Source organism: Janthinobacterium sp. FW305-128 (assembly GCF_020858135.1).
Taxonomy (GTDB): domain Bacteria; phylum Pseudomonadota; class Gammaproteobacteria; order Burkholderiales; family Burkholderiaceae_D; genus Janthinobacterium.
This window is the reverse complement of record NZ_JACYMK010000016.1, coordinates 73,937-88,347: the sequence shown is the minus strand read 5'-3', so window position 1 is coordinate 88,347 and position 14,411 is coordinate 73,937. Positions and strand designations below refer to the sequence as shown.

General features: G+C 63.7%; 11 protein-coding genes and 1 riboswitch. Of the genes, 5 read left to right on the top strand and 6 right to left on the bottom strand.

Annotated features, from left to right (window positions below; all coding sequences use genetic code 11):
- Window positions 1-282: 282 nt before the first annotated feature.
- The gene (locus tag IGS60_RS27080) at window positions 283-3,333 is read left to right on the top strand and encodes a heparinase II/III family protein (RefSeq protein WP_230506738.1); all 3,051 of its coding nucleotides are present in this window, start codon (window positions 283-285) and stop codon (window positions 3,331-3,333) included.
- Between the two features lie 21 nt (window positions 3,334-3,354).
- On the opposite strand, the gene IGS60_RS27075 is transcribed toward IGS60_RS27080, so the two are convergent.
- Together IGS60_RS27075 and IGS60_RS27070 are read right to left on the bottom strand one after the other, a co-directional pair.
- Window positions 3,355-3,777 carry a hypothetical protein gene (locus tag IGS60_RS27075; RefSeq protein WP_230506737.1) on the bottom strand — a complete coding sequence of 141 codons (423 nt, stop codon included), beginning with the start codon at window positions 3,775-3,777 and terminating at the stop codon, window positions 3,355-3,357.
- Window positions 3,778-3,801: 24 nt separating this feature from the next.
- On the bottom strand, window positions 3,802-4,710 hold the full coding sequence (locus IGS60_RS27070; protein ID WP_230506736.1) for a hypothetical protein: 909 nt from the start codon (window positions 4,708-4,710) through the stop codon (window positions 3,802-3,804).
- 366 nt (window positions 4,711-5,076) lie between these two features.
- On the opposite strand from IGS60_RS27070, the gene IGS60_RS27065 reads away from it, so the two are divergent.
- The 4 genes from IGS60_RS27065 to IGS60_RS27050 all read left to right on the top strand — a co-directional run bounded on the left by IGS60_RS27065 (window position 5,077) and on the right by IGS60_RS27050 (window position 9,894).
- A complete protein-coding gene (locus tag IGS60_RS27065) occupies window positions 5,077-6,234 on the top strand; it encodes an ABC transporter substrate-binding protein (protein ID WP_070219975.1) in 1,158 nt (385 codons plus the stop codon).
- Between the two features lie 85 nt (window positions 6,235-6,319).
- Window positions 6,320-7,210, top strand: coding sequence for a branched-chain amino acid ABC transporter permease (locus IGS60_RS27060; RefSeq protein ID WP_010398938.1), 891 nt, complete (start codon window positions 6,320-6,322; stop codon window positions 7,208-7,210).
- A 7-nt stretch (window positions 7,211-7,217) separates the two neighbouring features.
- Window positions 7,218-9,161 (top strand): ATP-binding cassette domain-containing protein, encoded by a 1,944-nt coding sequence (locus IGS60_RS27055; protein WP_230506735.1) that lies wholly within the window; start codon window positions 7,218-7,220, stop codon window positions 9,159-9,161.
- A gap of 10 nt (window positions 9,162-9,171) precedes the next feature.
- On the top strand, window positions 9,172-9,894 hold the full coding sequence (locus tag IGS60_RS27050; RefSeq protein WP_230506734.1) for an ABC transporter ATP-binding protein: 723 nt from the start codon (window positions 9,172-9,174) through the stop codon (window positions 9,892-9,894).
- Window positions 9,895-9,966: 72 nt separating this feature from the next.
- On the opposite strand, the gene IGS60_RS27045 is transcribed toward IGS60_RS27050, so the two are convergent.
- The 4 genes from IGS60_RS27045 to IGS60_RS27030 form a co-directional block, all read right to left on the bottom strand.
- On the bottom strand, window positions 9,967-10,287 hold the full coding sequence (locus IGS60_RS27045) for a DUF2288 domain-containing protein (RefSeq protein WP_121669796.1): 321 nt from the start codon (window positions 10,285-10,287) through the stop codon (window positions 9,967-9,969).
- Between the two features lie 44 nt (window positions 10,288-10,331).
- Window positions 10,332-11,039, bottom strand: a complete 708-nt coding sequence (locus IGS60_RS27040; RefSeq protein WP_230506733.1) for an RES family NAD+ phosphorylase — start codon at window positions 11,037-11,039, stop codon at window positions 10,332-10,334.
- Between the two features lie 2 nt (window positions 11,040-11,041).
- Entirely contained in the window at window positions 11,042-11,479 is a 438-nt protein-coding gene (locus tag IGS60_RS27035) for an MbcA/ParS/Xre antitoxin family protein (protein ID WP_070219985.1), read from the bottom strand.
- A 136-nt stretch (window positions 11,480-11,615) separates the two neighbouring features.
- Entirely contained in the window at window positions 11,616-14,234 is a 2,619-nt protein-coding gene (locus IGS60_RS27030) for a S53 family peptidase (RefSeq protein WP_230506732.1), read from the bottom strand.
- Window positions 14,235-14,317: 83 nt separating this feature from the next.
- A riboswitch (cyclic di-GMP riboswitch) is annotated at window positions 14,318-14,404 on the bottom strand.
- Window positions 14,405-14,411: the final 7 nt, after the last annotated feature.

Here is a 14,411-nt window from a genome sequence, read left to right as displayed (position 1 = left end):
GAAAATATGATTTACCTGGCCATGGGTTCGTTGCTGCTGCGTCGACTAAATTTCCGCTAAGTTATTAAACCGTTTCTTATATTTTCTTTCAATAATTTGTTATTTGATAGTCATTATTGGCTTTTTTAAAAAATTATATGGCAGTATTCGGCATATGGTTTTTTTATTAACTGGATGATTCCGGGAGCCCGTGTGCAAAGTCAAATGATTCGCCAACAAAAAACAATGTTTCACCATCGCCGAAGCGGTATACCGTTCTTGCCGAGGAAAATGGCGCATGCCATGCTCGGCATGTTTTGCCTGCTTGCCTCTACCGCGATGGCGCAATTGCCCGCGCCGATCAAGCAAGGCCATCCGAGGCTATTCCTGAATCAAGCCAGTTTCGATGCGCTGAAACCGCAATTGCCAAATCTGCCGGCCGCATTCCCAGCCGCAGGCGGCAGCATCAGCCTGGAGCTGTTCGCCGGGCGTAAGGATCCGCTCGATAGCGACAACCAGCCGATTTTTGGCGAATTCAGTCCGAGCCGCAACGGCTTTTTTATCCGCCACGTCGATTCCTACGATAGCCTGGCCGGCGCGGCGGGGGAAAGCCTTGGTTTCCAGGTCGGTTTCCAGGTCAATGGACTGGACCAGTATCTGTCTGTCGCCAGGATCGATTTGAAACCCGATGTCTGGTCGAACATCCAGTTGTCATGGAACAGCCAGACCCATAAAGTTGACTTGAGAGTCAATGGCGTTGCCGTGCCCACGGGCTGGAGAACGGTCGACGGCACCAGCGCCACGCCACCGATGGAATGGAAGGCGGATGGGCAGATCAGCAGGATAGGCATGCGGCGCAACGAAACCATGCGCAATTTCCGTTTGCTCGATGGCGCTGGCCATGAATTGTGGCAAGCACCGGCGATGGATGCTTTGCTCAACAAGGCCTGGTACGGCTTCATGGAGCGTGTCGACGGACGGGTGAGCACGCTTCAAGCCTGCCCGCTGATTCCCCCTGCCAGCGGCGTGCCGGAGCTGTGCAACGTGGCCACTGGCAGCCGCGGCACGATTTATGAAACTGCGCAGATGCTGGCCATGGCCTACCGCCTGACTGGCAATGCGAAATATCTGAATGGCGCCCTGAATTACCTCGACAAGCTGCTGGTGACGCCCTCCGTGGCCGGCGGCGAGTGGTCGTCGGGCGGGCGCGTCGGCGCCATGGGCATCCTGTACGACTGGCTGTTTGCCGAAACGGGCGCGCGCGCCGTGCCCGACGCCGTGGGTTTCGGCAGCTACCGCGACCTGACGGCGCAGCGAATCAAGGAAACGATCGCCGCCGATACGGGCCAGGGGCACGAGAATCTGTTTGTCTCGATGTGCGGCTATCAGCAGTTATATATCACCAGCACCAGTTTTGATTGCAAGAAGAAGCCCGTGTATGAACAGTGGGACCGCAGCGAATCGAAGCCGTCCATCGCCGGTTTCTATATCAGCGGCCACCCGTTCAGCGCCGTCAATAATGTCACCGTCGGCTTGCTGGCCATCGTCGACGAGCATCCGGAAGTGTTGCCGATGATTGAAACGTCGTATGCGCACTACGAAAAGGGTTTTCTTGCTGCACGCGCTCTTATTTCGGTCGACGGCGGCCATCATATGGGCTTTGCCTATGGCGTATCGAGCATTCCCGAGCGCCTGCTCCTGTGGCGCAGCGCGCTGGAAAGTACGGGCACGGCGCCCCTGTTGCAGGCCGACTGGCAAGCCAGGCTGATCTATCCGTATATCTACGGCTTGCGCCATGACGGCAGCTTTCCCGCCAGCGGCGACAATTTCACAACGCCGCTCGGCAGCACATTGATCGGGCAGCTGGCGCTGGGCGCGGTGACGGATACGGTCGATGGCGTGGCCGGGAAGTTTTATCGCGAGCATGTCGTGGCGTCGCGCAGCGCGCACGATGCCTTGATACTGGAACGGCTGTTGTGGCCCGTTCAACTGCCTGCAGCGCCGCTGGAATCGCTGGAACTGTCGCGCCATTTCCGGACGTCGGGCCAGGTGCTGATGCGTGATAGCTGGGACTATGCGAATGCCACCTTACTGGAATTCAAATCGACGTCCTTTATCGCGGAAAATCACCAGCACTTCGACCAGAACAGTTTTTCGCTCAATTACAAGGCTCCGCTGCTGCTCGACACGGGCTTGTATGAAGAATATGGCAGCAGCCACTGGTGGAATTACTACACGCGCAGCATTGCCCACAATACGCTGCTGATATTTGACAAGAACGAGCGGTTCACGCGCGGAGACAGGGAATTCAGCAATGACGGCGGCCAATGGTTCTATGCGCCGAGACAGGGCTACCCGACGATCGAGGAAATCAGCCCTGCGGGATCGAATGCGCTCGACGGCATCGTCCGCTACGAAAATACGCCGCAGTACACCTACACCAGCGGCAATGCAAGCAAGGCCTATGCGTCCAGCAAGCTCGATATGGCCAACGGTTTTGTGCGCAACGTGCTGTTCCTGCGCTCGCCATCGTTCTGGGGCAAGCCGGTCACTGTCGTCTTCGATAGCGTGCGCAGCAAGCAGGCCTTGCCGGCCACCTTCCTGCTGCACACGGCAAATGATCCCGTATCGGGCGCGTCGGGCGTGACGGCGCTGGGCAATGGCCAGTACCAGCTGGGCTACAAGGCGGGCCAGGAGCGCATCGCCACCATTCGCAATGGCGGCGGCATGCTGACGGCGCAGACGATCCTGCCGCTCAATGCCAGCGTGCGCAAGGTGGGCGGTGCGCAGGAGGGGGGCAATGGCTGCGCGCAGACCGATCTCGAAACTGGTGCTGTTGCCGGCAACGGCGCCGATTGCCGCTTCACCGTGCGCCGGCGCCAGGCCGATGGCAGTTACCTGTGGCGCAATCAGACGCCGCTGGTCAGCAAGCAGCAATCGTCGACCAGCGATGTCGGCGTCTGGCGCCTGGAAGTGGCGGCGCCCGCGGCGCCCGCCCTGAACGCGCCCGAGTACTTCCTGCATGTGCTGGCCGTTGCCGACAATGACGGCGGCACGGGACCGGCCGCTGCGCCGAGCGCCATACGCCTGGCTGCCGCGGCCAACACCGAGGCGCTGTTGCTGGGTAGTCAGCTGCATGTGCTGTTCAACCGCGACGTGGCGCCCGCCGCCCGCATGGACTGGGTCTCTACCCAAGCCGGCGGCGCCATCCTGGCGACAGGACTGAAACCGGGCGCGCACTACGCGTTGACGTCGGCACCGGCGGCCGGCGGCTACGCCTGGAGCCTGGCCGAAGCGGCCGATGGCGCAGGAACGTATCTGAGCTCGGACCAGGGTGTGCTCAGCATCGAGTAAGCCGCTTGCCTGGCGGGCGGGTCAAGCCTGAGCGTCTTTTTTAGGCTTGGCCCGCAAGCTGGCCGCCGCCTCGCCGATGGCGAACGGGTCGCGCGACAAAATGGCGGCGCCCAGGTCGACCAGTCGTGCCGCCGTGCCGATGGCCGCCTTGATGTCGGCGATGCGCTTGAGCTGCGACTTGCCCTTGGCGATGGCGCCCTCGATGTCGACGCGCGCCTGCTCGGCGCCTTCGGCCGTCAGGTAAATGCCATACGCGCGGAACAGCGCGACCATCTGGTCCAGGTGATTTTCATATTGTTCCAGCAGCGCGCGCTCGTCCGGCGCCAGCGCCTCGCGTTCGCGGATGCGCAATTCCAGCACCAGGCTCGACGCCTGCGCCAGGCTGTCGGCGATGGCGTAGCTTTGGTCTTTCGTCAGTTCGCTCAGTTCGGTCAGTGGGGCCATGGGATACTCCTGTGTGCGCGCCGCTTACCAGCGGGCGGGGGCATAGAACGCCGCTTGCCGCTGCAGCGTGTCGACGTCGCGTGAAAATTGCGCCAGCTGCCGCTCCAGTTCCGGCGCCTGCAGGCGGTCGAGATTGGCCCGCAGCGCGGCCACGCTCGCTTGCAGCGCGTCGACGGCGGCGACATACGCGGCGACGATCTTTTCCCTTTCCTGCAACTGCCGGCCTTCCAGGTGCAAGCGCGTGCGGATGTAGTTGGCGGCCAGCGGTTCGCGCGGCGCGGCGTTATCGACGGCGCCGCGCAGCAGATCCAGGTCGCGCAATTCATCCTGCAAGCCGGCCCGGTAACTGCGCTGCGCATACTCCTTGAGCGCATTGCTGACGATATCGACGGCTTCCTGCTCGTCGAGCAATTCGCGCAAGGCCGATTTCTGCCGGCGCTGCGTGGCCAGCCGGCTCAGATGCTCGCTCAGTTTGACGACCTTGGCCAGCTTGTCCGCATCGAGCAGGGGCGCGCCGGCGCCCGGCTGCGCGAGGCTGCCCAGCGAATCGCCGAGGCCGGAAAACTCTTCCTTGTAGACGGGCAGCTTGTCATCGGCCAGCGCCGCCAGGGTCTGGGCATAGCGCAGCAGGACGTCGTTCAGGCTGGCGATCGACGCGCTGGCCTGCGCGATCGCGGCGCAATCGGCGCGCGCGGCCTGTTCGCTCGCTTGCGCATCGAAACGCTCGGCCAGGATCAGACGCTTGCGCATGGCCTTGTCCATGCAGCTGCGGACGCCGCCTGCCAGCATGGGTTCGAAGTGCAGCGACACCTTTTGCGTCTGTTCGGCGAAGCTGCGCACGGGCGCCAGGTTGGCGGCGCAGCCGCCCAGCAGCAGGCTGGCGCTGGCGCAAAGAAGCAGGGTGGAAATGGACGAGTTCGACGGGCGCTGCATATGGCCTCCATGCGGTAGCAGTGGCTGACGGGGCCGGCGCGCACGCGCTGGCATGGCCGACGTTAGCATGCTGGGCAGTCGCAGTATTGCGCCAGATCAGCTCGCTGTGAAGTCGCCTGGCGGCCCCGTATCGGCGCCAGGGCTGTTGCCAAATGGTGCAGTGTGTTCCAATTTGCGTCATATTTTCCTTACAAAAGACTGACATCGGGCCAGCAATTGGCTCTTTTCTGCATGTTGCGACGCGTCATATGTAGTTGTTGCTGGTGCATGTTTACTCACCTACAATGATTTATCGATGGGGCGGTTATCCAGCGTACGACAATAAAAATAAGTGGCATTTAAAACGTTGTAGCAGAGGAGATGACAATGAATTTGAAACAGAAATTGCTCGTGGCAAGTTTGGTTTTGGGTTTCTCGCAGGCGGCAGTCGCAGCCGACCCCATCAAGATCGGCGTGTCCGGACCGTTTACGGGCGGTTCCGCGCCGATGGGCGTGTCGATGCGCGACGGCGTCAAGCTGGCTGTCGCGGAAATCAATGCCAAGGGTGGCGTACTGGGCCGTTCCTTGCTGCTGATCGAGCGCGATGACGAAGCGAAGAACGAACGCGGCGTGCAGATCGCCCAGGAACTGATCAACAAGGAAAAGGTCGCCGCCACCGTCGGCTACATCAACACGGGCGTGGCGCTCGCTTCGCAGCGCTTCTACCAGGAAGCGAAAATTCCCGTCATGAACAATGTGGCGACGGGTTCCATCGTCACCAAGCAATTCGCCGACCAGCCGGAAAACTACATCTTCCGCAATGCGGCCAATGACACCATCCAGTCCGGCATGATCGTGCATGAAGCGATCGAGAACCGCAAGTTCAAGAAAGTGGCGATCCTGGCCGACTCCACCAATTATGGCCAGCTGGGCCGTGAAGACCTGGAAAAGGCGCTCGACAAGAAAGGCATCAAGCCCGTTGTCGTTGAAAAATACAACATCAAGGACGTCGATATGACGGCCCAGCTGCTGAAAGCCAAGCAGGCGGGGGCGGAAGTCGTGCTGACCTACGGCATCGGCCCGGAACTGGCGCAGATCGCCAACGGCATGGAAAAACTGGGCTGGAAAGTGCCGCTGATCGGCAGCTGGACCCTGGCCATGGGTAACTTCATCGACAACGCGGGCAAGAACGGCAATGGCACGCGCATGCCGCAAACCTTCATCCAGGACGCCAGCACGCCCAAGCGCAAGGCCTTCATCGACGCCTATGTGGCCGCCTACAAGCCATCGGGCGGACGCATGCCGTCGGCCGTCTCGGCCGCGCAAGGCTACGATTCCATCTACCTGCTGGCCGCCGCCTTCAAGCAGGCGGGCGGCACGGATGGTCCGAAAGTGCGCGCCGCGCTGGAAAACCTGAATGAGAAGGTGGAAGGCGCCGTCACCACCTACAACAAGCCGTTCAGCAAGACCAACCATGAAGCGATCACGGCCGACCTGACGGTCTTCGGCGAAGTCAAGGACGGCAAAGTCGTCCTCGCGAAATAAGCCTGGCAGACCTTCGCCGCGCAGTGGCCAGCCTTGAGGAATCAGGACTGGCCATTTTTTTATCTCCCATCCTTCGGGGAACACCATGGAAATCTTCCTGCAGCTCGTCTTCAGCGGCATCGCGCTGGGCATGATCTATGCCGTCATCGCCTTCGGCTACCAGCTGACCTTTGCCACGTCCGGCACCCTCAACTTCGGCCAGGGCGAATCGCTGATGCTGGGCGCGCTCGTGGGCCTGTCGCTGGTGGGCACCATCCACGGCGGGCCCTACATGAGCTACCTGCTGATGATCCCCATCGTCATCGTCTTCGGCGCCTTGCAGGGCGTGTTCGTCGAATGGATAGGCGTGCGGCCCGCCATCAAGATCAAGTCCGAATTCGGCTGGATCATGTCGACCATCGCGCTGGCCATCATTTTCAAGAACGTGGCGGAAAACATCTGGGGCAAGGATGACCTGATGTTCCCGTCGCCCCTGTCGGCCGCGCCGTTCCAGGTGTTTGGCGCCAACGTGCAGCAGATGCAGGTGGCCGTCATCGTCGGCGCGCTGGCCATCATGCTGGCCGTCGAAGTATTCAACCGCAAATCGATCTACGGCAAGGCCGTCGTGGCGACGGCCAATGACCGCGATGCGGCCGGTTTGATGGGCATCAACACGGGCATGGTCATCACCTTTTCCTATGCGCTGTCGTCGGCCACGGCCGCCTTTGCGGGCGTGCTGGTGGCACCGCTGACCCTGACGGGGGCCACCATGGGCGCCTCGCTGGGCTTGAAAGCGTTTGCCGTGGCCATCATCGGCGGCCTGACGTCGGGCGTGGGCGCCATCGTCGGCGGCCTGATCCTGGGCATCGCGGAAACGACCACCGGCTACTACATTTCCACCGGCTACAAGGAAGTGCCCGGCCTGCTGCTCCTGTTGCTGGTACTGGCCGTCAAGCCGTCCGGCCTGTTCGGCAAAGCCGCGATCAAGAAAGTCTGAGGACCACATGCACAAGAAAATCACCATGCTGGCGCTGAGCGCGGCGGGCCTGGCCGCGCTCGCGCTGTTCCCCATCGTCATCCCGAACCCGTACTACATCCACCTGGCCGAGACCATCCTGATCTACGCCATCCTGCTGTTCGGCCTCGATATCGTCGTCGGCTACACGGGGCAGGTGTCGCTCGGTCACGCGGGCCTGTTCGGCATCGGTTCATATGCCACGGGCGTGCTGGTGTTCAAGCTGGGCGTGTCGTTCTGGCTGGCCATCCCCGCCAGTATCGCGGGCGCGGCCCTGTTCGGCGCCATCCTGGCCTTGCCAGCCCTGCGCGTGACGGGACCCTACCTGGCCATGGTGACCCTGGCCTTCGGCACCATCGTGCAAATCCTGATCAACGAGATGAGCTTCCTGACGGAAGGGCCGATGGGTATCAAGATCCACAAGCCCGTCCTGTTCGGCCACAAACTGACGGAAGTGGAGTACTACTACATGGTCGCCGCGCTGCTGGTGATCTCGCTGGTCGTGGTGCACCGCATCCTGAAGTCGAACCTGGGACGCGCGTTCGAAGCGCTGCGCGACAGCCCCATCGCCTCGGACTGCATGGGCGTGTCCGTCTACCGCTACAAGGTGTATGCGTTCGTCATCAGCGCCGGTTTCGCGGGCCTGGCCGGCAGCCTGTATGCGTATTCGGAAGAGTATATTTCGCCCAATACCTATAACTTCGAGCTGACGATCCTGTTCCTGCTGGCCGTCATCATGGGCGGACGCAAGACGCGTTCGGGCGCGCTGATCGGTGCCCTGATCGTCGTCATGCTGCCCAGCCTCTTGTCGGACATCGAATTGTTCCGCAAGATCGCTGTGTCCGCCGCCGTGCTGGGCGTGATCGGCTCCGCCTTCATGCTGGCGAAAAAACGCTCCACCGTGCGCGGCGTGCTCGTGCCCCTGGCCGCCACCATCGGCCTGGCCGCGTTTTCCTACAAGCTGGAAAACATGGTCGACTGGCGTTTGACCATCTTCGGCCTGATGACCTTGTTTGTCGTGTACTACCTGCAGGACGGCATCGTGGGCTTTTTGATGAGCTTTATCGGCAAGGGCCGGCGCCATGTGCAGGCCGTCGCTTCGCACGGCGTGGCGCCGTTCGACCACGCCCAAGGCGGGCAGCAGGGCGCGACTCTGCTGCGCGTGGAGCAGGCGCTGATGCAGTTCGGCGGCCTGAAAGCGCTGAACCAGGTGGACTTGAACGTCACGCAGGGCTCCGTGCACGGCTTGATCGGGCCGAACGGCTCGGGCAAGAGCACGATGATGAACGTGCTCACGGGGATCTACAAGCCGACGGTGGGCAAGGTGGAATTTGCCGGCGCCGTCATTTCCGGCCGTACGCCGTCCGAAATCGCGCTGGGCGGCGTGGCGCGCACCTTTCAGAACGTGCAGCTGTTCGGCGAGATGACGGCCACCGAGAACGTGCTGGTGGGCTTGCACAATACGTTCAAGTCGAATGTGCTCGACGTGATGCTGCATACGCCGCGCTACAAGCGCGAAGAGACGGCGGCGCGCGAGCGGGCGGCCAGCATCCTCGAGTTCGTGGGCCTGGCGGACCTGGCCAACGAAGAGGCGCGCAATCTGCCGTATGGCAAGCAGCGCTTGCTGGAAATCGGCCGCGCGCTGGGCCTCAACCCGCGTCTGCTGCTGCTCGACGAGCCGGCGGCAGGCCTGACGGCGCCCGACATCAAGGAACTGATGGCCATCATCCGCAAGATACGCGAGCACGGCATCACCATCATCCTGATCGAGCACCACATGGACGTGGTGATGGCCCTGTCGGACGTGGTGACGGTGCTGGACTTCGGCCAGAAGATCGCCGAAGGCGCACCCGCGCTTGTCCAAAGCGATCCGAAAGTGATCGAAGCCTATTTGGGCGGCAGCGCCGACACCCTGAGCCCTGCGGCGCACTGAGAGGAAGACCATGCTGACCATTCATAATCTGCACGCCGCCTACGGCAAAGTCGAAGTCCTGCACGGGATTTCGCTCGAAGTCCCGAAGGGCAAGCTGGTGACCCTGATCGGCTCGAACGGCGCCGGCAAGACCACCACCATGCGCGCCATCTCCGGCATGCTCAAACCCAAATCCGGCAGCGTCACCTTGGGCGGCAAGGATGTCACGGGCCTCGACTCGCACCGCATCGCGCGCGCCGGCCTGGCCCATTCGCCGGAAGGGCGGCGCGTGTTCGCCTCGATGTCGGTGACGGACAACCTGCTGCTGGGCGCCTTCCCCCGCTTTACGCGCGCGCGCCCGAAAGGCGACATCAAGGGAGATTTGGACAAGGCCCTGGAACTGTTTCCCCGCCTGAAGGAGCGGCGCGACCAGCTGGCCGGCACCTTGTCGGGCGGCGAGCAGCAGATGCTGGCCATGGCCCGCGCCGTGATGCTGAACCCGGAAGTGATCCTGCTGGACGAGCCGTCGATGGGCCTGGCGCCGATCCTGGTGGAGGAAGTCTTCCGCATCATCACGCGCTTGAAGGCCGAAGGCGTGACCATGCTGCTGGTCGAGCAATTCGCCGCCGCCGCCCTGAACGTGGCCGATTACGGCTACGTGCTGGAAAACGGCAGCATTTCCGTGCATGGGCCGGCCGAAAGCCTGAAAAATGATCCGAAGGTGATCGCCGCGTATCTGGGGGGCGGGCATTGATGATGGCCTGACAATGCGCTTGCTGCGCATTGTCAAATCCTCTACACTGCGCCTGCTGTTCGAGCGCAGCCTTTAGTGCTTGGTCGGCTTTTCCTGCTGCACCAGGATGAACGGGCTGACGACGACGGCCCACAGGGCCGCATCGGCCGCCTGCCAGTCCAGCGCCTGCTGGTCCGATACCTTGGCGACCTTGCCGTCGACCATCCATTGCGTGATGGTGGCCTTGTCGTCGTGCGAGATGCGCACGGCCACTTCGACCAGGTCCAGCTCGTTGGCGATCCAGACGACATTGCCTTGGGCGAAGTGCTTTTCGAGTTCGCTCCAGGCCAGGCGGGCCGTTTCGCTGTTTACTTTGAGGCGCAGTTCGGTGTCTTTTTCAGGATTGGTTTGCATGCGAAATATCAATGTTCGGTGAGTCGGATGCCGATGCGCGCGGTTTATTTGCCTGGCAAGGCTTCCACCTGCGGCGTCGGCGTACCCTGCCATGTTAACCGATAGGCGACGCCTTTGCGAACATTGCCCACCAGGGCAGGGCGGAAGCAGGCCAGGTTGGTGCCGCTGGCGTGCCGGACGCTGGGGAAGATGACGCCCATAGAACCGGCCTCGAGCAGGATGGCGGCCAGGTCTTGCGAGGCGATGTAGCTGGCCGGGTCCAGGCAAGCCTGGTAGCGCTCCTGGCCGCGCAGGTCGTGGAAGCTGGCGGAAAAATCGGCCAGCAGCGACTGGTAGCTGACGCTGTCGTCGAAATAGTCGATTTCCTGGTATTCCACGGTCTTGTGGAAAATGATCTCGGCCAGCGCCGTTTTCATGTCGAAGGCGCAATACCAGGCGCCCCGTTCGCCATCGTTGAAACGCGCCCCTTCCGGGCGGGCATACGTGTAGGCGGCGTTGATGATGCGAAAGTGCGGCACGCCAAAAACCAGCTCGTCCACGCCAATTCCTGGCGCGCCGCCGTACTCTGCCACCAGGCGCGCGTTGGTGGCGTTATCGAGCTCGAACAGCTCGCGCAGGTGGTCGTCGTCTTCGGCCAGCGGCGCCAGCACGGAATCCTCCATGTCGGCGAAGCGCGACGGGATCAGGCGGCAGGTGTCGATCTGGCGCAAGGCGGCCAGCGGCGGCAGCGGGGAATTCGCGGCGGCCGGCACGATCACAGCCCTCCGCGGCGCGCGTCGAGCAGCTTGCGCACGGTCTGCATGGCCAGCAAGCCGCCGGCCAGCATCTGCGACAGGGGCGTGCGGCCGCCGAAGATCGGGTTCTTGTTGGGCAAGCTCACCCATTCGTCGGCCAGCTTGTCGCCGTACAGGATGTGCAGGGCCTTGTAGATGCCCAGCAAATAGGAAATGCGCGTGATGCGGTCCACTTCCAGCACGCGGTCCGGGTGTTTCTTCCACTCGTACCAGGCGCTGCTGGACAGGCCGCCCAGCAATTCGCGCGCATCGTCGTCGCGCAGTTTCCACGCGGCGGCCAGCTTGAAAAACCCCTTCAGTGCCGCTTGCGACAATCGTTCGCGCTCGGCTTTGGCGTTCAGGTCGACGAGCACGGCCGGCTCGAAGCGGCTCTTGGGATAGGCATAGGCGAGATGCATGATATGTCCTTCAATAAAACTCTGTTTAAGGACTATTTATACTCCTTTTTCGGATTCGTTGCAACGGCCGCGCGCATGCAAAACGGGGCGCAGCGGACGTGTGTCCCGCTGCGCCCCGTTGGCGGGCGACGCTGGTTTATCTTGCCGTGACGGTGATCGGCACCGTCAGTTGCGCCGTCAAGCCGTTATTGTCCAGCGCCACGACCTTCAGCGCATAGCTGCCGGCCACCGGTTGCGGCCAGTAGGCCGTGATGGTCAGGCCGCTCATGGAGAACTGCATGCCCAGCGGCGCGCCGTCGATCGAGATCCGCAGCGAGGTCGCACCTGGCGCCGTCAGCACGATGCTGCCGCTCATGGCCTTGCCGGCCACGCCCGTCATGGCGGCGGCGCTGATCGTGGGGCCGGCGGCGGCGATTTTCACCGTGGCCACGGCCTGGCCCGTCAAGCCCGTTTTCGTATCCTTGGCGATGACGGTCACGTTGTAGCTGCCCAGCACGGGGCTGGCCCAGCTGACGACGCCGGCGGCATTGACGGCCATGCCGGACGGCGCGCCCGACAGGCTGTACGTGACGGGGTTGGGCGCCACCACCGTGGCCGTGAACGACAGGGCCACGCCCGGTTTGCCGCTGACGCTGGACACTGTCACCGCGGGCGGCAGCGGGGCGGCGATGGCCACCGTATAGACGCCTTTGCCGCTCAGGCCAGTCTTGCTGTCCGTGGCCGTCACGGTGACGGCATAGGTGCCGGCCACGGGCGCGGCCCAGCTCACCAGGCCGGCGCTGCTGATGGTCATGCCGGCCGGTGCGCCGGCGAGCGCGTAACTGACGGGATTGGCGGCCGTGACGCTGACATTGAACGTCAGCGCCGTCCCCACCTTGCCCGTGATGGCGCCGGCCGCGACGACGGGCGGCGCGACTGGGGCGATGACGATGCTGTACACGCCCTGGCCACTGAGACCGCTGACGCTATCCTTGGCCACCATGGTCACGGCATACGTGCCGGCAATGGGGGCGGCCCAGCTGACCACGCCCGTGGCGGCGATGCTCATGCCGGCCGGTGCGCCCAGCATGGTGTAGCTGAGTGGATTGGAAGCGGTGGCCGAGACGGTGAACGAAAGCGGCTTGCCGGCCGCGCCGCTGATGCCGGCCGGCGCCACCACGGGGGCTGTCGGGGCGATCTGCGTGCCCGACAGGCTGGCCAGCAGGTTTTTCACGTTCGGCGTGCCCAGGCCGCCCAGCGGGTCATAGCCGACCCTGGCCGTGCACACGCTGCAGGTGCCGTTGCTGCCGCGCGTGATGTCGGCAAAGCTGCTGGCAAAGGTGCCGGGTACGGTGGCGATCTGGCCGTACAGCATGCTGTGCGGCAAGCCGAGCGCCGCCTTCGCCTGCAGCGCGCGGCTGGCGTTGGCGATGGCGACGAGGCCGGCCCATTGCGGCGTGGACAGGCTGGTGCCGCCGATGCTGAGCCAGCTTGCGGTGCTGCTGCCCAGTGCCATTACGGCCGTGTACTGGCCCGTGGCGGGGTCGGCATTGAAGGCTACATCGGCCACGTTGCGCCGCAGCAGATTGGTCAGGCCGGGCACGTTCGCCGTCTGGTAGCTGGGCAGGGCCGTATAGGCGCTGATGCCGCCGCCCGTGCCGGACCAGGCCGCTTCGCTGCGCGCGCCGCTGCCGCTGTAGCTGAGCGTGGTGCCGCCCACGGCCAGCACGTTCGGCGACACGGAAGGCCAGGACACGCCGCTGCCCGAGTCGCCCGTGGCGGCCAGGTAGCTCATGTTCTTGCCCGTGAAGGCGCTGTCGACGGAGGCCGTCCAGCTGCCTTCGGCGGCGCCAAAGCTCATCGAGACGACGCCAGGACCCATCAGGTTGGCCAGACGCACGGCGCCCAGCAGGCTGTTGACGGACGCGTCGGGCGCCTCGATCAGCACGATGCGCGCCAGCGGTGCCGTGGCGTGCGCCCATTGCACGTCGAGCGCGATTTCCATGACCCAGCCCGAGTTATAGGCGGGCGCGGTGGCCGTCATCGTGCTCGACGGCGTGTTGTAGACGATGGACAATTCGCAGCCGCTCAGTGGTGCTGGCGGCAATGGCAGGGCGGCATTCGTGGCGATGGCTTTGGTGGTGCAGCCGGGCAAGCCGAATTTCTGGTTGAAGATGGCCAGTTCGGCCGCCGTGTTCGGGTTGTGCATGGCATCGACGATGTAGATCGTCTGCCCGGCACCCAGCTGGGCCGCCTGGGCTGGCGTCAGCGCCGTGCCCGCCGCAGGCAGGGCGGGCAAGTCGTAGGCGGCGCGGATTTGCGCGGGAGAGTAGGTCGCCACCACGCTGCTGCCGGCCATCGGCGCGACGGTGTCGCTCGTGCCGCCGGACAGCAACGGCGCGATATTCTGCGCCGCCTGTTCCGCTGCAGCGATCTTTTGCGCCGTCAGGCGCCGCGTGGCCATGTCCGCCATGGCGCGGGGGACGCGCTGCAAATGCGGTCGCCAGTGGGCCGAGCCGCTGCTGTTGGCGTTGTCGCGCCCGTCCGGCGCATCCAGGAGGGCAGGAGCCGCATGGAACATCGGCTGCGCCACCAGCGTGCCGACGCCGGCGGGGATGACGGGTACCTCGACGCTGAACTGTGTCGCGGCCGTGGCGATGGCGGCGGGCGGCGCCGTCGTCTCCTGGCCGGAGCCGCACGCGCCCAGCAGGATGGCGGCCGTGGCGCCCAGCAGCAGGCGCCCGTGGCGGGCATGCGGGGGAATGAATTTTTTCATGGCGAAACTCTCCGAGTTGGGCGAGGGCCACATCTCGACAATGCATCGAGGCTGGTGGCGCGCGTTGGCGGTCCCGGCCCTGCATTGGCAGCCCCGCTGCCATGGCGCTTGCGCGCGGTAGGCCGGTGGCTTTGCGTCCCCGCCTTTCGACGGGTTTGCCCTCAGAACTGATCATGC